General features: G+C 67.2%; 23 protein-coding genes. 11 read left to right on the top strand and 12 right to left on the bottom strand.

Translation table 11 applies throughout. The features are described from left to right. Nucleotides 1–207: 207 nt before the first annotated feature. Complete coding sequence (gene dinB / locus ACX9OT_RS16045) at nt 208–1,302, bottom strand: DNA polymerase IV (protein WP_100437793.1); 1,095 nt, start codon at nt 1,300–1,302, stop codon at nt 208–210. 191 nt (nt 1,303–1,493) lie between these two features. On the opposite strand from dinB, the gene fabA reads away from it, so the two are divergent. Both fabA and fabB read left to right on the top strand, forming a co-directional pair. Beyond that, a complete protein-coding gene (fabA, locus tag ACX9OT_RS16040) occupies nt 1,494–2,009 on the top strand; it encodes a 3-hydroxyacyl-[acyl-carrier-protein] dehydratase FabA (protein ID WP_005407930.1) in 516 nt (171 codons plus the stop codon). Next, a complete protein-coding gene (gene fabB / locus ACX9OT_RS16035) occupies nt 2,009–3,217 on the top strand; it encodes a beta-ketoacyl-ACP synthase I (protein WP_049408278.1) in 1,209 nt (402 codons plus the stop codon). Before fabA ends, fabB begins: the two co-directional genes overlap by 1 nt. Nucleotides 3,218–3,500: 283 nt before the next feature. Here the strand turns inward: fabB and ACX9OT_RS16030 are convergent, their stop codons facing one another. From ACX9OT_RS16030 to ACX9OT_RS16020, 3 genes are read right to left on the bottom strand one after another with little or no spacing between them, the layout of a single operon-like run. Further along, entirely contained in the window at nt 3,501–4,184 is a 684-nt protein-coding gene (locus ACX9OT_RS16030; RefSeq protein WP_049398344.1) for an HAD family hydrolase, read from the bottom strand. Further along, nucleotides 4,181–4,882: a pseudouridine synthase gene (locus tag ACX9OT_RS16025; RefSeq protein ID WP_005407927.1), complete on the bottom strand. Its 702-nt coding sequence runs from the start codon at nt 4,880–4,882 to the stop codon at nt 4,181–4,183. Before ACX9OT_RS16025 ends, ACX9OT_RS16030 begins: the two co-directional genes overlap by 4 nt. After that, nucleotides 4,879–5,943, bottom strand: a complete 1,065-nt coding sequence (locus ACX9OT_RS16020; RefSeq protein ID WP_459002853.1) for a class I SAM-dependent methyltransferase — start codon at nt 5,941–5,943, stop codon at nt 4,879–4,881. The genes ACX9OT_RS16025 and ACX9OT_RS16020 overlap by 4 nt, the downstream gene beginning before the upstream one ends. 156 nt (nt 5,944–6,099) lie before the next feature. Between ACX9OT_RS16020 and ACX9OT_RS16015 the strand changes: the two genes are divergently transcribed. After that, nucleotides 6,100–6,363 (top strand): hypothetical protein, encoded by a 264-nt coding sequence (locus tag ACX9OT_RS16015; RefSeq protein WP_005407925.1) that lies wholly within the window; start codon nt 6,100–6,102, stop codon nt 6,361–6,363. Between the two features lie 160 nt (nt 6,364–6,523). Here ACX9OT_RS16015 and ACX9OT_RS16010 read toward each other — a convergent pair whose 3' ends face one another. Together ACX9OT_RS16010 and ACX9OT_RS16005 are read right to left on the bottom strand one after the other, a co-directional pair. Beyond that, entirely contained in the window at nt 6,524–6,814 is a 291-nt protein-coding gene (locus tag ACX9OT_RS16010; protein WP_049463459.1) for a DUF3247 family protein, read from the bottom strand. A gap of 43 nt (nt 6,815–6,857) precedes the next feature. Beyond that, nucleotides 6,858–8,846: a hybrid sensor histidine kinase/response regulator gene (locus ACX9OT_RS16005; protein WP_100437791.1), complete on the bottom strand. Its 1,989-nt coding sequence runs from the start codon at nt 8,844–8,846 to the stop codon at nt 6,858–6,860. A gap of 244 nt (nt 8,847–9,090) precedes the next feature. Here ACX9OT_RS16005 and ACX9OT_RS16000 point away from each other — a divergent pair, with 244 nt between their 5' ends. Next, complete coding sequence (locus ACX9OT_RS16000) at nt 9,091–9,654, top strand: DUF3016 domain-containing protein (protein ID WP_032128740.1); 564 nt, start codon at nt 9,091–9,093, stop codon at nt 9,652–9,654. A gap of 299 nt (nt 9,655–9,953) precedes the next feature. Here ACX9OT_RS16000 and alr read toward each other — a convergent pair whose 3' ends face one another. Together alr and ACX9OT_RS15990 are read right to left on the bottom strand one after the other, a co-directional pair. Continuing rightward, entirely contained in the window at nt 9,954–11,024 is a 1,071-nt protein-coding gene (gene alr / locus ACX9OT_RS15995) for an alanine racemase (protein WP_459002850.1), read from the bottom strand. After that, nucleotides 11,003–12,307 (bottom strand): D-amino acid dehydrogenase, encoded by a 1,305-nt coding sequence (locus tag ACX9OT_RS15990; RefSeq protein ID WP_014035841.1) that lies wholly within the window; start codon nt 12,305–12,307, stop codon nt 11,003–11,005. The genes alr and ACX9OT_RS15990 overlap by 22 nt, the downstream gene beginning before the upstream one ends. A gap of 149 nt (nt 12,308–12,456) precedes the next feature. Here ACX9OT_RS15990 and ACX9OT_RS15985 point away from each other — a divergent pair, with 149 nt between their 5' ends. Further along, a complete protein-coding gene (locus ACX9OT_RS15985; protein WP_005407919.1) occupies nt 12,457–12,936 on the top strand; it encodes an Lrp/AsnC ligand binding domain-containing protein in 480 nt (159 codons plus the stop codon). A 56-nt stretch (nt 12,937–12,992) separates the two neighbouring features. Here the strand turns inward: ACX9OT_RS15985 and ACX9OT_RS15980 are convergent, their stop codons facing one another. Continuing rightward, nucleotides 12,993–13,175: a lana protein gene (locus ACX9OT_RS15980; protein WP_100437788.1), complete on the bottom strand. Its 183-nt coding sequence runs from the start codon at nt 13,173–13,175 to the stop codon at nt 12,993–12,995. Nucleotides 13,176–13,319: 144 nt separating this feature from the next. Beyond that, nucleotides 13,320–13,697: a classical arabinogalactan protein 4 gene (locus ACX9OT_RS15975; RefSeq protein WP_100437787.1), complete on the bottom strand. Its 378-nt coding sequence runs from the start codon at nt 13,695–13,697 to the stop codon at nt 13,320–13,322. A 140-nt stretch (nt 13,698–13,837) separates the two neighbouring features. Between ACX9OT_RS15975 and msrB the strand changes: the two genes are divergently transcribed. The 5 genes from msrB (at nt 13,838) to ACX9OT_RS15950 (ending at nt 17,099) form a co-directional block, all read left to right on the top strand. Beyond that, nucleotides 13,838–14,305: a peptide-methionine (R)-S-oxide reductase MsrB gene (gene msrB / locus ACX9OT_RS15970; protein ID WP_005415117.1), complete on the top strand. Its 468-nt coding sequence runs from the start codon at nt 13,838–13,840 to the stop codon at nt 14,303–14,305. A 91-nt stretch (nt 14,306–14,396) separates the two neighbouring features. Then, a complete protein-coding gene (gene motA / locus ACX9OT_RS15965; RefSeq protein WP_032128746.1) occupies nt 14,397–15,251 on the top strand; it encodes a flagellar motor stator protein MotA in 855 nt (284 codons plus the stop codon). A 3-nt stretch (nt 15,252–15,254) separates the two neighbouring features. Continuing rightward, entirely contained in the window at nt 15,255–16,193 is a 939-nt protein-coding gene (motB, locus tag ACX9OT_RS15960) for a flagellar motor protein MotB (RefSeq protein WP_049398339.1), read from the top strand. 128 nt (nt 16,194–16,321) lie between these two features. After that, entirely contained in the window at nt 16,322–16,810 is a 489-nt protein-coding gene (locus ACX9OT_RS15955; protein ID WP_005407913.1) for a hypothetical protein, read from the top strand. Nucleotides 16,811–16,823: 13 nt separating this feature from the next. Next, nucleotides 16,824–17,099 carry a DUF4031 domain-containing protein gene (locus ACX9OT_RS15950; protein ID WP_004153991.1) on the top strand — a complete coding sequence of 92 codons (276 nt, stop codon included), beginning with the start codon at nt 16,824–16,826 and terminating at the stop codon, nt 17,097–17,099. A gap of 148 nt (nt 17,100–17,247) precedes the next feature. Here ACX9OT_RS15950 and ACX9OT_RS15945 read toward each other — a convergent pair whose 3' ends face one another. Continuing rightward, nucleotides 17,248–17,790 (bottom strand): DUF6630 family protein, encoded by a 543-nt coding sequence (locus ACX9OT_RS15945; RefSeq protein WP_049398337.1) that lies wholly within the window; start codon nt 17,788–17,790, stop codon nt 17,248–17,250. A gap of 90 nt (nt 17,791–17,880) precedes the next feature. Here ACX9OT_RS15945 and ACX9OT_RS15940 point away from each other — a divergent pair, with 90 nt between their 5' ends. After that, on the top strand, nt 17,881–18,129 hold the full coding sequence (locus tag ACX9OT_RS15940; protein ID WP_032128750.1) for a DUF3297 family protein: 249 nt from the start codon (nt 17,881–17,883) through the stop codon (nt 18,127–18,129). 90 nt (nt 18,130–18,219) lie between these two features. Here the strand turns inward: ACX9OT_RS15940 and ACX9OT_RS15935 are convergent, their stop codons facing one another. Continuing rightward, nucleotides 18,220–19,869: a Na+/H+ antiporter gene (locus ACX9OT_RS15935; protein WP_032128751.1), complete on the bottom strand. Its 1,650-nt coding sequence runs from the start codon at nt 19,867–19,869 to the stop codon at nt 18,220–18,222. Between the last annotated feature and the right edge of the window lie 108 nt (nt 19,870–19,977).

The following is a 19,977-nucleotide window of genomic DNA, read 5'->3' as shown; positions in this document are numbered from 1 at the left end:
CCTAACAACTACGCCCGGCAGCTCCGGGCTGCCGCCTGAAACGGCTTCATGGCGTCCGTTTTCAGGGGGCCAGATCACACGCCCCCGCAACCGGACCCACCCCGCCTTCGACAGCTCTCTGCGATCTGCCTGGATGGCATGTCTCCGCAACCTGTCTGGATGGCATGACCTGCTCTTGGTAGGTGTCGACCTTGGTCGACACGAAGATCAGCTACGTGGGGACTCGTTCGGCCCGTGCTCGAACAATTCCCCCTGCACCACCGCCTCCTTTTCGCGGAAGCCGCCGAGCCCGACGCCGACCAGGCGGAAACGCGTCTCCGCCGGCAGGTCGACGCGGGCGCGCAGGGCCAGGGCGATGTCGCGCAGTTCTTCCATCGATTCCGGCGGGCGCTCCGGGGTGAAGCTGCGGGTGAGGATGCGGAACTGCGCGGTCTTCAGCTTCAGCACCACGGTGTGGCCGACGCGTTCGGTCTTGCGGGTGGCGTTCCAGGTCTTCTCCGCCAGCTGCACGATCGCCTCCCCCAGGTCTTCCAGCGGCAGATCCTCGGCGAAGGTGTCTTCGGAGGAAATCGACTGCACCTGCTGGTCCGGCTCCACCGGCCGCTCGTCGATGCCGCGTGCGCGGTTGTACAGGCTGCGGCCGAAACTTCCGAACGCCTCTTCCAGGTCGATCAGAGCCCACTGCCGCAGGTCGCCGCAGGTGACGATGCCGCGCGCGGCCAGCTTGCCTTCCATCACCTTGCCGACGCCGGGCACGCGGTTCACTGGCAATGGCAGCAGGAAGGCGTCCACCCGCTGCGGTGGAATCACGAACTGGCCGTCGGGCTTGCGCCAGTCCGAAGCGATCTTGGCCAGGAACTTGTTCGGCGCGATCCCGGCTGAAGCGGTCAGGTTCGTCTCCTCGCGGATCTCCGCACGGATGGTACGGGCGATGTCGGTGGCCAGTTCGATGCCACTCTTCGGCTCGGTCACGTCCAGATAGGCCTCGTCCAGCGACAGCGGCTCGACCAGGTCGGTATGGCGCAGGAAGATCGCGCGTACCTGTTGTGACACCGCCTTGTAACGCGCGAAGTCCGGCGGCACGAAGATCGCGTCCGGGCACAGGCGCTCGGCACGCACGGCAGGCATCGCCGAACGCACGCCGAACACGCGTGCCTCGTACGAGGCCGCGCACACCACCGAGCGCGCGCCGCGCCATGCCACAACCACCGGTTTGCCGCGCAGTGACGGATCGTCGCGCTGCTCCACCGACGCGTAGAACGCGTCCATGTCGACGTGGATGATCTTGCGCAGTCGGGTCATGTCAGGCGAAAAGGGCGGGGGCGTGCCGAACGGGCCACACGCCGAAGTATGGTCGTTGCACATCAACAGGATGCGCGTATTCCATTGAAAACACTACGGTTGCGTACGGTTGAAATGTTTGATCGGCGCAGTTTCCACGGGCATCCTCGAGCGCTTGTTTCCCTGTTTCCCCGCTTCCAGGATTGTGCTTCATGACCCGTCTCCACGCGTTCAACCGCGAACAGCTGCTGGCCAGCGCACGCGGTGAACTGTTCGGCACCGCCGCCGGCCGTTTGCCCAACGATCCGATGCTGATGTTCGACCGCATCACCGACATCCGCGAGGACGGCGGACCGCATGGCAAGGGCATGGTACGCGCCGAACTGGATATCCGCCCGGACCTGTGGTTCTTCGGCTGCCACTTCATCGGCGACCCGGTGATGCCCGGCTGCCTCGGCCTGGATGCCATGTGGCAGCTGACCGGCTTCTTCCTGACCTGGCTGGGCGCCCCCGGCAAGGGCCGCGCACTGGGCTGCGGCGAGGTGAAGTTCACCGGCCAGGTACTGCCGGAGGCCAAGCTGGTGCGCTACGAGATCGACATCAGCCGTGTCATCAACCGCAAGCTGGTGATGGCCCAGTCGGACGCCCGCATGTACGTGGATGACCGCGAAATCTACAGCGCGCGCGACCTGCGCGTTGGCCTGTTCACTGAAACCGGGAGCTTCTGATGCGTCGCGTCGTCATCACCGGCATGGGCATCACGTCCTGCCTCGGCAATGATCTGGATACCGTTTCGGCTGCGCTGCGCGAAGGGCGCTCGGGCATCACCGCCCTGGCCGACCACGCCGAAGCGGGCCTGCGCAGCCAGGTAGGCGGTCGCGTCGACCTCGACCTGGAGGCGCTGATCGACCGCAAGCAGAAGCGCTTCATGAGCGATGCGGCGGCCTTCGCCTACCTGTCCATGCGCGATGCCATCGCCGATGCCGGGCTCAGCCCCGAGCAGGTCAGCAACCTGCGCACCGGCCTGATCGCCGGTTCCGGCGGCGGCTCCAGCGAATGGCAGATCGGCGCGGTCGACCTGCTGCGCGAACGTGGTGTGCGCAAGGTCGGCCCGTACATGGTGCCGCGCACGATGTGCTCGACGGTCTCGGCCTGCCTGGCCACCGCCTACCAGATCAAGGGCGTCAGCTATTCGCTGTCGGCCGCCTGCGCGACCTCGGCGCACTGCATCGGCGCCGCCGCGGACATGATCCGCCATGGCGCGCAGGACATCATGTTCGCCGGTGGCGGTGAAGACCTGCACTGGTCGATGAGCGTGATGTTCGATGCGATGGGTGCGCTGTCGACCAGCTTCAACGAGACCCCGGCCAGCGCCTCACGTCCGTACGACAAGGACCGCGACGGCTTCGTCATCGCCGGTGGCGGCGGCATGCTGGTGCTGGAGGACTACGACCACGCCGTTGCGCGCGGTGCGCGCATCCATGCCGAGCTGATCGGTTACGGCGTGACGTCCGATGGCGCCGACATGGTCGCGCCGTCCGGTGAAGGCGCGGTGCGCTGCATGAAGATGGCGCTGCAGGGCGTCGATCGTCCGCTGGACTACCTCAACACCCACGGCACTTCCACGCCGCTGGGCGACGTCACCGAGCTCAACGCGATCCGCGAAGTGTTCGGCGATGCGGTGCCGCCGCTGTCCTCGACCAAGGCGCTGTCCGGCCATTCGCTGGGGGCGGCCAGCGTGCACGAGGCGATCTACTGCCTGCTGATGATGCGCGATGGCTTCGTTGCCGGTTCGGCCAACATCGGCGAACTGGACCCGAAGGTGGAAAGCTTCCCGATCCTGCGCGAGAGCCGCGAGCAGAAGCTGGATACGGTGATGTCCAACAGCTTTGGCTTCGGTGGCACCAACGCGGCGCTGGTGTTCGGCCGGGTGTGATGGGAAGGCGTGCCGACCAACGGTCGGCACCCGTAGAGTCGAGCTTGCTCGACTGCATTGAAAATGCGTGCCAACCAAGGTTGGCACCTACCAGGGCGTTAGGGCGTGCCAACCAAGGTTGGCACCTACCAGGGCGTTAGGGCGTGCCAACCAAGGTTGGCACCTACCGGGGCGTTTGGGCGTGCCAACCAAGGTTGGCACCTACCAGGGCGTTAGGGCGTGCCAACCAAGGTTGGCACCTGCCGGGGCATTGGGTGTGCCGACCCACGGTCGGCGCCCACCGTTACCTCGGCAGCAGCGGCAGCAGCAGCGCGTGCGCGTCCACCAGCGAGCCGACGATGCGGTGGCCCAGTGCGCGCAGCTCTTCATCCGGATGCACCAGGTCCGGCACCTGGATCACGGTCATGCCTGCCGCCAGCGCTGCACGCGTGCCGGCCGGTGAGTCTTCCAGCGCCAGGCAGCGCTCGGGCACCTGGCCCAGCCGCTGCGCGGCCAGCAGGTAGATATCCGGCGCCGGCTTCGGCCGCGCCACATCACCACTGGTGATCACGGCATCGAAATACGGCAGCAGGCCGGCAGCGGCCAGCTTGCGGTTGGCCCGCGGCTGCCGCGTGGTGGTTGCCACCGCGCGCGGTACCGCGTGCGCTTTCAGCAGCTCCAGCAGCTCCAGAATGCCCGGACGCAGCGGCAGGCCGGTCTGTGTGCGTGCTTCGTACAGCTCATGGCAGCGTGCGGCCACCGCTTCGATCACGCTGTCCTCGATACCCTGCGCACGCAGCAGCGCGTGCGTGTCACGGTCACCGAGGCCGACCATGCGCAGGAACACGGTCTCGTCCAGGCCCAGCCCGAATTCGTCGGCCGCCTCGCTCCAGCAGGCCAGCGAGACCCGCTCGCTGTCGATCATCAGGCCGTCCATGTCAAAGATGACGGCGTCGGGCAGGAACGGCAGCGCAGCGATGGTGGTCATGGAGCGAACAGCGTATCCAGATCGGTGGAGGTGAGCTGCCGCCATTGCCCTTCGTCCAGTCCCTGCAGGTCCAGCCCGCCGACGCGGCTGCGGTGCAGGGCCTGCACATGGTTGCCGGTGGCGGCGAACATGCGGCGTACCTGATGGTAGCGGCCTTCATGCAGCACCAGGCGTGCGCGGCGCGCATCAAGCACTTCAAGTTCAGCCGGCAGCAAGGGCGTCTTCTCGGACTCCAGCATCAGCGTACCGCTGGCGAACAACGCCACTTCGTCGCCGCGCAGGTCGTCGCTCAGTTCCACTTCGTAGACCTTGGGCAGCTTCGACTTCGGCGAGATGATCCGGTGCAGCAGGCCGCCATCGTCGGTCAGCAGCAGCAGGCCGCTGGTCTCGCGGTCAAGGCGGCCCACGGTGGACAGCACCGGATCGCGGTCGCGGAAGCGCGGCGGCAGCAGGTCGTAGATCAGGCGGCCGGTGTCCTTGGTCGAACAGGTGTAGCCGGCCGGCTTGTGCAGCGCGATCGACAGCCCCACCGGCGGGTCCAGCGGCTCGCCGTCGACCCGGATCGCCTCGTGCGGCACCTGGTCGTCGGCATACAGCACCTCGCCGTCGGCGTCGGTGACGCGGCCTTCGCGGAACATCCACTGCACCTGCTTGCGGCTGCCATAGCCCAGGTTGGCGATAAGCTTGACCAGCTTCACTTGCCCTTCCCCTTCACCGCTTCCACCAGCTTGAAGCCATCACGCTCGGCGATCACGCGCACCGCGCCAAAGCTCTCGTTGAGCGTGTACTCGTACGGCAGGTGGCGGTTGGCCACCACGTACAGGCGTCCGCCCGGGCGCAGCGCCTGCGCGGCCACGGCGATGAAGCGCTGGCCGATGTCCGGGCGATCGGCGCGCGAGGGCGTGTGGAACGGCGGGTTGCTGATGATCACGTCGTAGCCCGGCTCGATGCCGGCGGTGACGTCCTGCCACAGGAAGCGCAGCGGCAGCGCGCGCGGCGGCGGCGCCAGGTTCAGTTCGGCCAGGGCCAACGCACGCTGCTCGGCTTCGTACAGATCCAGCGCGATGATCTTCGGGCAGCGTTCCAGCAGCTCGCGCGACAGGTAGCCATAGCCCGCGCCGAGGTCGGCGGCACGCCCGGCCAGGTCGGCCGGCAGGTGCTCGGCCAACAGCGCCGACGCCGGGTCGATGCGATCCCAGGCGAACACGCCCGGGCGGCTGAGGAAACGGCCGCCGACGATCGGCCGCACCGCATCCAGTGCCGACCAGCGCTTGGCCAGGTCTGCGTCGTGCTGGCCCTGCATCGGGGCGGTCCAGTACACGCGACAGTGGTTCTTGGTCAGGCTGCCGCCGAGGCCGGTCAGTTGCTTGAGGTCACCCTCGCCCGAACGTGCACCTTCGTTGTTGGACTGGCAGGCGACGATGCGGCCGCCGTCGGCGACCAGCGCCAGCGCGCGCGCGAACAGGGCACGGGCCTCCTCGCGCTGGCGCGGCGGCAGCACCAGCACCAGCGGGTAGCGGCCCTTGCCGGCCACATCATCCAGCTGGCCGCTGACGGTCCAGCCGGCGGCCTGCTGCAGCGGCTGCGCGAACGGGGCAAAGCTCTGCTCGCAATGCACTTCGCGGTTGCCGGCCACTTCGCGCAGCGGCCAGCCGTCGCGGGCACGCAGGAAGGCCACCGGGCCCTCCGGCCAGCGCAGGGCGCCTTGGGAGAACGGCAGGAACAGGGTCTGCAGGGGGGCGTCGTCGCTGGAGGCCATCGGCGCGGGTACTTCAAGCGTGAGGGCCGTCCATTGTACCGGCTTGGCCGGGCCGGCCCCGGCGGCCGCTTTGCGAAACCCGAACGGGGCCTTGATCTGCCAGCAACATTGAAACGTTCAGGGTAGAGGCTCCCCCGGAAACCCAGGAGAACCTGCATGCGAGCCTTGTTCGTCGGTGGCGTGGTCGACAACAGTGAAATGGACCTGGAAGGCAGCCATCCGCCCGTGCATTACCCCGAGGACACCGGCGGTGGCCACTCGCGCTACCGGCTGCACCAGGTCGGCCATGGTGCCGACGGAAGCGTGGCCTATGCGGTGTACGGCGCACCGGACCTGGCCGACGACGAGGTGGCGAGGGTGGCGGAAGAACGCGCCTATGCGCGCCGGTTCGAGGCGACGCCTACGTTGTTCGAGCATTGATCCCAACAGCCACGCATGGCGTGGCTCTACTGCAACCTCTGGAAAATCCACGCTGTGCGTGGACGGCATGAGGCCTGGCCGATGACGAGGTCACGCACATCCATGCGTGGCCCTTTCCAGTAGATCCACGCCGTGCGTGGATGGGCGCGACAGGTTGCCGTCAAACCCTCGGCGGCAACCTGCGGATGCTGGCAATCTCATCCAGCCACACATGGTGCTGCTGCACCGGCGTGTCGTAGTCATCCAGGCGCAGCTGGCCGTTGCTGCCTTCGTCGCCGGCCTCGTTGCGGTACTGCTGCACCGTCGGTTTCACCGCGACGGTGCCGAGCAGGCGGCGACCATCGTGCAGGGTCAGTTCCACCTGCGTTTCGCCTTCCAGCTGCGGCAGCAGGGCTTCCAGGCGCGCGATCTGCGCCGGATCGGTATGGATGCGGGGAGCTGTACGGGACATCGGCGACCTCCTGCGTGCAGGGTCGCCGATCGGCCGTGAATGCTCAGTGCAGCGCGCTGTCCGCGCGTGGCACCTGCACTTTGCGTACCGCAGCCACCAGCTGCGCCACCGAGTACGGCTTGGCCACGTGTTCCTGGAAGCCCGACGCCAGCGCCCGGCGCCGGTCATCGGCACGTGCCAGCGCGGTCACGGCAACCGCCGGCAGGGTCATCGCATCCACGCCCATGTCCTCGCGCAGCGTGCGCACCAGGCCATAGCCATCCATGCCCGGCATGCCGATGTCGGTCAGCATCACGTGGTACTGCAGGTGCCCGGTATCGGCCAGCAGCGCCAGCGCTTCACCGGCCGAGCTGGCTGCCGACACGCTTGCGCCCTGCTCTTCCAGCATGCGCCGCAGGTACTCCAGCACTTCCGGCTGGTCTTCCACCGCCAGCACGTGCATGCCACGCAGCGGATACGGCTCGACGATCACCGGCTCCAGGATCGGTCCGCTGATCACTTCGCGCAGCGGCCGCCGTTCGGCATCGGGAATGTGCTGCGGCAGGCGCACGGTGAAGGTGGCGCCGTGGCCATGGCCCTCGCTGGCAGCGGTGACGGTACCGCCATGCAGTTCGACCAGCTGCTGCACGATTGCCAGACCCAGGCCGAGGCCACCATGGCGTCGGGTGGTGGTGCCATCGGCCTGGCGGAAGCGGCTGAACAGATGATTGAGGAATTCGGGCGCGATGCCGTCGCCGGTGTCGCGCACGGTGATCACCCAGTGGTTGCCGTCGGCCTGCAGCTGCAGATCGATGCGGCCTTCGGCCGGGGTGAACTTGATCGCATTCGACAGCAGGTTCCACAACACCTGCTGCAGGCGGGTGGCATCGCCCAGCACCAGGCTGGGCTGCTCCGGCAGCTGCAGGCTCACGTCCAGCGCCTTGCCTTCGGCGACCAGCTCCTGCGCGCCGATGGCTTCGCCCAGCAGGTCGCGCAGGTCCAGTATCTCCACCTCCAGCTGCACCTTGCCCAGCAGCATGCTGCTGAGGTCGAGCATGTCCGAGATCAGCCGCTTCTGCGCACCGGCGCTGTTGGCGATCACGTTCAGGCCCTTGTACAGCGGGCTGGTGTTGTCCACGCGCTGCAGCAGCAGTTCGCTCCAACCGAGGATGGTGGTCAGTGGCGTACGCAGTTCATGCGACAGCGTGGCCAGGAACTCGTCCTTCAGCCGCGCCATGTTCTCCGCGGCGCTGCGCGCGGCACGCTCGGACTGCAGCAGCTCCTCGCGGGCCAGTTCGATCTCGCGGCGTTCGGTCACGTCCGGGCTGCTGCCGGCCAGGCCGATGAAGCGGCCCATCCGCGAGAAGCGCGGACGCGCGTTCATCTCCAACCAACGCCAGTCGCCATCGGCGCGTCGGGCCCGCACCAGCGCATGCATCGACCGCTGCGCCTTCAGCGCTTCCTGCAGTTCGTACTCGAACACCGACGCATCGTCCGGGTGCACCAGGCCACGCCAGACGTCTTCCGGCACGCGCGTCTCGTCGCCGCCGAAGAACTCACTGAAAGCGCTGTTGACGAAACGGGCATGGCCGCGCTCGTCGAGCACCCACACCGGCATCGGCAGGCCATCGGCCAGCGCACTGAAGCGTGCTTCGCTTTCGCCCAGCTCCACTTCCATCTGCTTGCGCGCAGTGATGTCGAAGAACAGGATGCCGACCTTGTCCTCGCCAGGACGGCCCACGCGCACCGCATCGACCGAGAACGAGCGGCCCAGTGCACGCGCTTCCATCTCGAACTGTGCCGGCCGGCCACTGCGGGCAACCTCCCCGTAGATACGGAACCAGTCCTCCTCGTGGCCCGGTTCCAGCGCCGTCATGCGCTGGCCACGCGCATCCTTCAGGCCGGTGTGGCGCTCGAACGCATCGTTGACCTCGATGAAACGGTAGTCCACAGCGCGATCACCCTCGAACAGCACCTGGATCACGCAGAAACCGGCGTTGATGCGCTCAAGCACGCCATGATGCAGGTCGGGTTCGGGCGCCGGCACCATCATCGGTGGGCGCTCCACGAGGGGCGGCAGTGTGGACAAGGGCGTCAGTGCAGGCCGGGTTGGAGGCACAGCATCTTCCAAAGGGCGTATTCACAGCGTCAAGCGCCGTCAGTCATGGTTGACGACGATGAATTGGCGGCAACCACTCTTGCGCATGACGCAATCTGCCATTGCGGCGCCCCGGCCGCAGGATCACACTCGATCTGTGATCAACATCGTCCCCATCGCGGGGACGCAGGAGACCGTCATGAAACGCTCACTCGCGATTGCCCTGCTGGCAGGCGCCCTGGTGGCCGGCGGCGCCGCCGCTGCACCGCGCACCGTGACCGATGCGGACGCGCCACGTGCGTTGCAGGCCGATGGCCCGGTCAGCGTGAAATGGGAGGACCCGGCCAAATTCACCGAGATCCGCCAGAGCACCAACCGCTTCGAGGCCGAGCGTGGCGACTGGGTACAGCAACTGGCACGCTACCTGCAGACCACCGCCGCCAAGCCGCTGCAGCCTGGGCAGACCCTCGATGTGACCCTGGTCGACATCAAGCGCGCCGGTGACTACGAGCCGTGGCATGGCCCGCGTGGCCGCGACATCCGGATCATGCGTGACATCTACCCGCCGCGGATCAGCCTGCAGTACACGTTGAAGGACGCCAGCGGCCGTATCGTCAGCGAGGGCGATGCGCGCCTCAGCGATACCGGCTACCTGCACAACCTGGGGCTGAAGAGCGACAGTGATCCGCTGCGCTACGAGAAGCGCCTGATCGATGACTGGGTGAAGCGGCAGCTGGCCAGCCAGGCCACCGCCGCACGATGATCCCGGGCGGCGCGACTCACCGGTAGGTGTCGACCTTGGTCGACACGCATTCAAAGCGCTGACCAAGGTCGGCCACCACCAGAACCGCGCCCGGCGACCACTGCGCGTAAAGCCCGTCGGTAGGTGTCGACCTTGGTCGACACGCATTCAAAGCGCCGACCAAGGTCGGCCGCTACCAGAGCCGCGCCCGGCGGCCACTGCGCGTTAGACCCATCGGTAGGTGTCGACCTTGGTCGACACGCATTCACAGCGCCGACCAAGGTCGGCCGCTACCAGAGCCGTGCACGGCCAGTGCTCGCTCAGTCCTGATAGACCTTCGCCACGCGCTTGACCGCGCAGGGCAGCTGGTACGCGCTCACGCCACAGCGCGGCGCCAGTTCCGAAAGCGTCGGCGCTGAACCCCACAGTTCCACCACGCTGCCGATGCCGGCCTGCGCGTGCGCGGTCAGGTCCACGGTCAGCATGTCCATCGACACGCGCCCGATCAGGGCACCGGGCTGACCATCGATCAGCACCGGGGTGCCATTCGGGGCGAACTGCGGATAACCGTCGGCATAGCCGAGCGCGACCACGCCCACGCGGGTGCGTGCCTTGGCCACGAAGCGCGCGCCATAGCCCACCGGCTCACCGGCCTCGATCCAGCGTTCGGCGATCACCTTCGACTGCATCATCATCACCGGGCGCAGGCGCTCGGTCAGTACGGTGTTGTCCGGCAGCGGATTGGCGCCGTACAGCATCAGGCCCGGGCGCACCCAGTCGCTGCGTACATCCGGCCAGCCCAGCAGCGCCGGCGAGTTGCATACACTGGTCTCTCCATCGAGGCCGTCGATGGCCCGCGCGAACGTCGCGGCCTGCTCGTGGGTGCGCTCGCTGTCCAGCTCGTCGGCGCGTGCCAGGTGGGTCATCAGCACGATGCGTTCGACCTGCGGCAGCGCCGACAGGCGTGCATGCGCGGCGCGGAAGCTGTCCACGTCCAGGCCGAGGCGATGCATGCCGCTGTCCAGCTTCAGCCACACCGTCAGCGGGCGCGGGCTGTCGAACGCGACCAGCGCTTCCAGCTGCCACGGCGAGCCCACCGCGAACCAGAAATCGTGTTCGGTCACCAGCGCCATATCACTGGGCTCGAAGATGCCTTCCAGCAGCAGGATCGGCGCACGGATGCCGGCCTGGCGCAGTTCCAGCGCCTCTTCGATGGTGGCCACGCCGAAACCATCGGCCTCGCCTTCCAGCGCCTGTGCACAACGCACCGCGCCATGGCCATAGGCATCGGCCTTGATGATCGCCAGGGCCTTGCCACCGCCCAGTTCACGGGCGAGCCGGTAGTTGCTGCGCAGGGCGCCCAGATCGATCAGCGCGCGGGCAGGACGCATGTGCGGTTCTCATGTTGCGGGGCGTGACCGTACTGGCCGTAGCGGAAAATATCCAGGCCTTCAGTGCTGATCTGCGGCTGGCGCGCGCTCATCAGGTCGGCCAGGTAACGACCCGAGCCGCAGGCCATGGTCCAGCCCAGGGTGCCGTGGCCGGTGTTGAGGTACAGGTTGCGGAACGGCGTGGCGCCGATCACCGGCGTGCCGTCCGGCGTGGCCGGGCGCAGGCCGGTCCAGAACTGCGCGCGCGACAGGTCGCCGCCCTTCGGGTAGAGGTCGCTGACCACCAGTTCCAGGGTCTCGCGACGGCGCTGCGACAGCGACAGGTCGAAGCCGGCCACTTCGGCCATGCCACCGACACGGATGCGGTCGTCGAAGCGGGTCACCGCCACCTTGTAGCTCTCGTCGAGGATGGTCGAGGTCGGCGCCATCGCCGGGTCGGTGATCGGCAAGGTCAGCGAGTAACCCTTCAGCGGGTACACCGGCAGGCGCATGCCCAGCGGTGCCACCAGCGCCGGCGAATAGCTGCCCAGCGCGACCACGAAGCGGTCGGCGGTTTCCAGCTTGCCGTCGATGCGCACGCCGGTGATGCGGTCGCCATCGAACTCCAGGCCGGTGATGTCCTGGTCGAAGCGGAATTCGACGCCGGCATCCACGCACATCTGCGCCAGGCGGCGGGTGAACAGCTGGCAGTCGCCGGTCTGGTCACGCGGCAGGCGCAGCGCGCCGACCAGGCCATCGACATGGGCCAGGGCCGGTTCGGCCTGGATGATGCCGGCGCGGTCCAGCACCTCGTACGGCACGCCGTACTGGGCCAGGATCTCGATGTCCTGCGCCGAGGCATCCAGCTGCTGCTGGGTGCGGAACAGCTGGGTGGTGCCCAGGTCGCGGCCTTCGAACTCGATGCCGATCTGTGCGCGCAGCTCGTTCAGGCAGTCGCGGCTGTACTCGGACATGCGCACCATGCGCGCCTTGTTGATCGCGTAGCGCTCGTGGGTGCAGTTGCGCAGCATCTGCCACAGCCAGCGGTACTGGGCCAGGTCCATGCCCGGCTTGATCGCCAGCGGCGCATGCTTCTCGAACAGCCAACCGATGGCCTTCTTCGGCACGCCCGGGGCGGCCCACGGCGAGGTGTAGCCGAACGACAGCTGGCCGGCATTGGCAAAGCTGGTTTCCAGCGCCGGGCCGGGTTGGCGGTCGATGACCGTGACTTCAAACCCGGCCTGTCGCAGGTACCAGGCACTGGTGGTGCCGATCACGCCGCTGCCGAGAACTAGGACTCGCATGGGACTTCTCCAACCCGATCATTCCCTGCACTGGAGCGTGCCGGGACCATAATTGGGGAAGTATAGACAGCCATTCCCAGTTGATTTGCCTGATTTGCAATCAACCGGCAGGATGTTCCCCTGCAATTCATTCCCCAAGGTTGACGGCCATGGCCACCCGTACCCGCGAACTGGACAAGATCGATCGCAAGATCCTGCGCATCCTGCAGGCCGAGGGCCGTATCTCCTTCACCGAACTGGGCGAGCGGGTCGGCCTGTCCACCACCCCGTGCACCGAGCGCGTGCGCCGCCTCGAGCGAGAAGGGGTGATCACCGGCTACCACGCCCACCTCGATCCGGCGGCGGTGAAAGCCAGCCTGCTGGTGTTCGTGGAGATCAGCCTGGCCTACAAGTCCGGCGACATCTTCGAAGAGTTCCGGCGCGCGGCCCTGAAGCTGCCCAACGTTCTGGAGTGCCATCTGGTCTCGGGCGACTTCGATTACCTGCTGAAGGCGCGGATCAGCGAAATGGCCTCCTACCGCAAGCTGCTCGGCAGCACCTTGCTGACACTGCCGCATGTACGAGAGTCGAAGAGCTACATCGTGATGGAAGAAGTGAAGGAAACGCTGAGCCTGCCGATTCCGGATTGAGTCCGGAACGGTAGTGGGGCCAGATCCCGTGCAGCGGGCTCTGACCCCCGGGTCCGTCAGCGCTGCTGCGGATGCTTCTGCGAGCGCTGTTCCTGCTGCTTGCCACCCTTGTGCGGCTGCTGCGGGTCCATCTGCTGCTGTTGCTGCTGTTGTTGCTGCGGGTTGCGGCCATGCGGTTCCTTGCCGGGATGACGGTTCTGCTGGTTTTTCATGATCGCGATCCAGTGGACGAAGGACATGCGGCGGCGCAATGCCGGCGCACGGTCACGTTGGTCCCGGAACGGTTAATCGCAGGCGAAAAAGCAGTGATCTGCAGCAGGTTGTTTTCGTGCGTTCAGGCCGGACAGCGTGCGGTAGCCGCCAACCTCGTTTGGCACCCGAGATCAGCGCTTGATCTGCTGGCCGTCACCGGCCGGCACGCTGTCGTAATAGCGGCCGGTACGCGAATCGAACACGCGGTTCGGACCGGCCGGACGCACCCCGGGGACGATGCGGCCATTGCGGTCGTACACCTTGTCGGCCGGCTTCGGCGCCGGGGTGGGCGCGATCTGGGCGGGGCCGGTGGACCTGATCGGCTGCGCCGGCTGCAGCGAGGGCAGTACCTGCGGCTGCGGGCGGGCGGCCTGCGGCGGCGGCATCACCGGCTGCGGTGCCACGGTGGTCGCACTGCGGGTGGCGGTCGGGCTCGACGACGTCGGTACCTGGGCCTGCGCGACCAGGGGCAACAGGGCCATCAACAGCAGGGAAAGGGTCGGTTTCATGTCACGCTCCGGCGTGGATCACATTTACCTTGCGCCTGCACCTGTGTGCCGGCCATGAACGGCCATCACACTTGCAAGCGCGCGCCGGCACCCCCACGTTTTCCGCCATCCCCAGGCCATCAACCCCACGGAGCGCCGCCATGACTGCCTTCGACCTGACGCCCCCCACCGCCACCCAGACCGAGGCGCTGATCGCCGGCCTCAGCAGTGAAGAGCGCCGCGTGCTGCTGCAGCACGGTACCGAGGCGCCGTTCTGCGGCGTGTTCCTCGACAACAAGCGCGAGGGCGTCTACTGCTGCCGGCTGTGCGCACTGCCGCTGTTCCGCTCCAGCACCAAGTTCGATTCCGGCACCGGTTGGCCGAGCTTCTTCGCCCCGTTCGACCCGGCACACGTGCGCGAAATCCGCGATACCAGCCACGGCATGGTCCGCACCGAGATCACCTGCGCGCGCTGCGGCAGCCACCTGGGTCACGTTTTCCCGGACGGCCCGCCGCCCACCTACGAGCGCCACTGCCTGAACTCCGTCTCACTTTCGTTCACCGGCAATGGCGAGCCCTGGCCCGACCCGTTGCAGCGTGGCGGCGCCGAAAGCGGCGTGGCGGGCTGAAACACCCCGCTGACGGATTTCACAGAATTCCCTCTTCAGAAAACCGGGCGACGGGCCGACAAGGAAATATCCCCTCTCCTTGCGTCGCCCCATGCTCATCATCGTTGGATTCCTGGTCGTCATCGTCAGCGTGATCGGGGGCTATCTCGGTGCCCACGGCCGCCTGGGTGCCCTCTGGCAGCCCTACGAGCTGGTCATCATCGGTGGCGCCGCGCTCGGCGCCTTCCTGGTCGGCACCCCGGCCAAGACGGTCAAGCAGACCCTGCAGGCCATGGTCGGCGTGTTCAAGGGCCCGCGCTACAAGCAGCAGGACTACATCGATGTGCTCAGCCTGCTCTACGAACTGCTCAACAAGGCCCGCCGCGAAGGCTTCATGGCGCTGGAAGACCACGTCGAGCGCCCGGCCGAAAGCGCGCTGTTCGGCAACTACCCCAAGGTGCAGGCCGACCACCACCTGATCGACTTCATCACCGACTGCCTGCGCCTGATGATCGGCAGCAACATCGAGCCACACGAGCTGGAGCCGCTGCTGGAACTGGAGCTGGAAAAGCACCACGCCGAGGCCATGGCACCGTCGCAGGTGCTGACCAAGGTCGCCGACGGACTGCCCGGTTTCGGCATCGTCGCGGCGGTGCTCGGCATCGTCATCACCATGGGTTCGATCGGCGGGGATATCGTCGAGGTCGGCGGCCATGTGGCCGGCGCGCTGGTCGGCACCTTCCTGGGCATCCTGCTGGGCTACGGTTTCGTCGGCCCGATGGCGGCCGCGATGGAAGCGCGCGCCGAGCAGGACAGCCGCATCTACGAATCGGTGAAGACCGCGCTGCTGGCCTGCCTGCGTGGCTACAACCCGAAGATCGCGCTGGAATTCGCCCGCAAGACGCTGCCGTCGAACGTGCGCCCGGCCTTCTCCGATTTCGAGCAGCACCTGAAGACGGTCAAGTAAGCCATGGCCGAGACCAAGCCCACCGTCATCGTCCGCCGGGTCAAGAAGGCCGGCCACGCCGCCCATCATGGCGGTTCGTGGAAGGTGGCCTATGCCGACTTCGTGACCGCGATGATGGCGTTCTTCCTGGTGCTGTGGCTGATGGCCACCACCAACAAGAACGACCGTGCGGCCATTTCCGAGTACTTCCGCAACCCCAGCCCGCTGAGCGGGCAGAACGCCACGCCGGCGCCCGGCATGGCCGGCCCGGGTGGCGCCAGCACCTCGATGATCAAGCTCGGCGGTGCCACCGACATCTCGCGGGGCAGCAGCAACGATCCCTTCCAGAACCAGAAGGAAGCCGTGCCGCAGCCGGTGGACCAGCAGCAGCGCGACAAGCAGCAGCTGGAAGCGCTGATGAAGGAACTGCAGGAAGCGATCAGCAAGAGCCAGGCACTGGAACCGTTCAAGGATCAGCTGCTGCTGGACCTGACCCCGGAAGGCCTGCGCATCCAGATCGTGGACAAGCAGAACCGGCCGATGTTCGACCTCGGCAGCGCCACGCTGAAGCCGTACACGCAGCAGATCCTGCACGAGCTGGCCAATTACCTGAACCACGTGCCGAACCGGATCAGCCTGACCGGCCACACCGACATCACCGCCTATTCGGCCGCGCGCGGCTACGGCAACTGGGAACTGAGTGCCGATCGTGCCAACGCCGCACGGCGCGCACTGGTGGACGGCGGCCTGGAGGACAGCAAGATCACCCGCGTGGTCGGCCTGTCGTCGTCGGTGCTGTTCGACAAGGCCGACCCGCAGAACCCGATCAACCGCCGCATCAGCATCGTGGTGATGACCCAGGCCGCCGAAGCAGCCGCCCTGGCCGGTGCCGGCCCGCAGGTGGGGCTGTCGGCCCCCGCCGCCGACCCGGACGTGCAGGCCGCGCAGGGGCCGGCAAAGTAAACGGTAGGTGCGGACCTTGGTCCGCACATCCGGGAAAAGCGTGCGGACCAAGCTCCGCACCCACCAGGGGCATGACCCGGCGCACCCGCTACAATGGCGGTCTTTCCGTTTCCAGGTGACTCCACCCCATGTCCCAGAACTCCAAGGCCAAGCGCGACAAGCGCAAGAAGCAGCAGGCCAAGCGCCCGTTCCTCCGCCTGAACGCCCAGCAGCAGGTGCAGAACCATGCCGTGCTGACCAACGAAGACGGCCAGGTGGTCGCGGCCATCGGCCTGCAGGGCCGTGAGTGGCTGCTGGCCATCGGCGGCCAGACCATGGGCAACGCCGAGAACCCGGTGCCGATGCTGGCCATGCTCAAGCACCTGGCCAACGTGCAGGAGAAGGAAGGCCGCAAGGTCAACCTGGAGTACTCCGAACTGCTGCAGAAGCTGCTGGACACCCTGGCCGCCGAATCCGAGCAGACCGCTGACGAGTACCTGGACAAGCTGGTCGCCGAGTTCGAAGGCGTCGACGCTGCTGAGGGCGAGGAAGGCGAAGCCGCCGAGGGCGACGTGGCCGAAGAAGCCGCTGCCGAGGCCGCTCCGGCCGCTGACAGCGACAGCAAGCCGCAGGCCTGAACCGGCCGCGGCGGTGACGGTCTACGTCGATGACGCGGTGCATCCCTGGCGTGGACAGCGCTGGGCGCACCTGATGGCCGACACCCTGGCCGAGCTGCACGCGATGGCGGCGCAGCTCGGCATTCCCCCGCGGGCCTTCCAGAACAAGGCCAGCGGCGCCCACTACGATGTCACCGCCGAGCTGCGCGCGCAGGCAATCGCGCTCGGTGCGCGGGCCATTTCCCGGCACGCCGACCGCGAACTGGTCAAAGCCGTGATCGCCAACGCCAGGGCGCAATACCGGCCGTAGGCAGTGGCGGGGGGCTACCGCTTGCTGTGCTGGGTGGGGCTACCACTTCCTGTGGTGGGTGCGGACCTTGGTCCGCACATCAGGCACAGGGCATGCCAACCAAGGTTGGCATCCACCCATAGGCGGGCTCCGCACCCACCTGCCCCGCTCAGAACGGGTCGCTGCCCAGCCGGATTTCCACGTTCAGCAGCGAGCACAGCGCCAGCATCGCGTCGTCGTCGCGGGTCAGCGCCATCACGCCGGTGAAGCCGTCGCTGCCGGCATCCACGCTCCACAGCGTGTAGTTGTGCTCGCGCAGGCGGTCGAAGGCGGTGGACATCAGCTGCACGCCGTCCAGGTCTTCGGCGAAGTCCTCGTCGTCCAGGTCGCCGCCCCAGTCCAGCTGCAGGTTGAAGCGCGCCGACAGCTCGTTCACCGCCGACTGCAGCGATTCCAGGTCATCTCGTTCCACCTCGAAACCGGACTGCCAGGCAATGGCCGTGAACAGCGCCGGCAGCCAGTCGCTATCCGCTTCCAGCGGCTGCCCGTCCTCGGACAGGTGCTCGCGCCAGCGGTTGAACTGCTGCAGGGCCAGCTCTTCGTCACCCGGGTTGATCAGCACCAGCAGGTTCCAGACCCGCGCCTCGAAGCCGTCTTCGTCGAAGTCGTGGATGTCTTCCTCGAAGTCGAAATAGTCGCTGTTGTCGGGCATGGCGGAACTTCCTCTGGGGCAGGCCGGCATTCTACGGTTTATCCTGTGCCGCTGAAGCCGGCCTTGGTGGCCGTCACTGTGAATGAAGCGATGAGCGATACCCCTCCCGACCACCTGGCGATCAACCCGGCCAGCCCCTTCCATGATGCGCAGGCGCTGGAGCGCGGCGTTGGCGTGCGTTTCAACGACGTCGAGCGCGACAACGTTGAGGAATACTCGGTCAGCGAAGGCTGGATCCGCGTGCAGGCCGGCAAGGCCCGCGACCGCCGCGGCAACCCGATGACCATCAAGGTCAAGGGCAAGGTCGAGGCGTATTTCCTGGACCAGAAGCCGGAATAACCCGCGCCGTGGGATCGGTAGAGTCGAGCTTGCTCGACTGCTTTGGGAAAGAGCAGTCGAGCAAGCTCGACTCTACGTTTCGGGGCAGGGTCACTCGCGCTTGCGCGATTCCAGCAGGTCCAGGTTGCGGATCAGGCGCCGTGAGATCTCGTCGGAGATCACCCCGCGCCGGGTCAGCCGGAACAGTTCCTCGCGCTCGGCATTCAGGCCGGCGCTGCGCAGCTGGCGGTAGCCCAGTTCCATGCGCCGCACCTTCTCCGGGTCCACGTCGGGCCCGTCGCTGTCCTTCTCCAGGTGGCGCTGGTACAGCAGGCTGACCCGCGAGGCGGCGTCGTTGTACAGCTGCACGTTCTCGGTGTTCTGGTTCATCACCATCTGCTGGCGCATGCGCTCGACCCCGGCCAGCGCCGCCTTCGACGACAGCCGGCGCGCCAGATCCTCTTCCTTGCGCTCACCCGAATCGGACGGCAGCTGCAGGCCTTTCAACAGCCGCGGCAGCGCGATGCTGGCGCCCAGCAGCGAGAACAGGATCACCGACGCGGCCAGGAAGATCACCAGGTCACGCGCCGGGAACGCACTGCCGTCGGGCAGGAACAGCGGCAGGGTCAACACGCCGGCCAGGGTAATCGCACCGCGCACGCCGGCCACCGAGGTCGCCACCACGATGCGCCAGTTCGGCGCCTCGCCCCGCTCCAGGCCGCGACGGCGCGCGCGCAGCAGGTTCCAGCGCAGCGACAGCCACACCCACAGCAGGCGCAGCACGACCAGTGCCAGATTGATCACCACCACATACACCAGCAGCCACCACGCACTCTGGTGGCCGGTCTCGTTCATGGTGGTGGTGGCGCGTTCGACAATGCCCGGCAGCTGCTCGCCCAGCAGCACGAACATGATGCCGTTGAAGCTGAACTGCAGCATGTTCCAGACCCCGGCGCGCTGCACGCGCATGCTGCCGGAGACGCGTCCGGTCAGCTCGACATAGCTCATCGCGATACCGGCGGCGACCGCGGCGAGGATGCCCGAGGCATGGATCTCTTCGGCCAGCAGATAGGCTGCGAACGGAATCAGCAGGTTCACCAGCATCGCCGCGCCCGGCTCTTCGCCGAAGCGGCGCCACAGCCAGCGCTGGAAGGTGGACACACCCAGCGTCACTGCCACGCCCACAGCAAGGCCGGCCACCGCCACCCATACGAAGGTCAGCGAGGCCGTGGCCAGCGAGAAGGTGCCGGTCATCACTGCCGCCACCGCGAAGCGGAAGCAGACCAGGCCCGAGGCATCGTTCAGCAGCGACTCGCCCTCAAGGATGTGCATCAGGCGCTTGGGAATCGGCGCCTTGGAAGCGATGGCCCCGACCGCCACCGGGTCGGTCGGCGACACGATGGCCGCCAGCGCGAAGCACACCGCCAGCGGCATCACCGGAATCAGCCAGTGGATGAGGAAGCCGGCGCCGATGACGGTGAACACCACCAGGCCGAACGCCAGCTCGAGGATCGCGCCCTTGTCGCGGAACAGGCCCTGCTTGGGAATACGCCAGCCATCCAGGAACAGCAGCGGCGGCAGGAACAGCAGGAAGAACACCTCCGGCTCCAGCGCGTGGCCGCGGTTGAACACGCCGGCGATGACCGCACCCAGGCCGATCTGCACCAGCGGCAGCGGCAACGAGAACGGCAGGACACGAACCAGGTAGCCGCTGGCGACAACGGCCACCAGCATCGCCAGGACGACTTCAATGGTATGCATGCTTCTTCCAGGAAGCGGCGCGCGGGGAGGCTCGCAAGCCAGCGCCGGAAACCCGGAAAAAACTACCACATGCGGCCATGACCGCGACGGCCGGGGCCGCCGCGCGTC

This window comes from Stenotrophomonas genospecies 3 (genome assembly GCF_054473855.1).
This window is presented reverse-complemented; position numbering and strand designations above follow the sequence as displayed.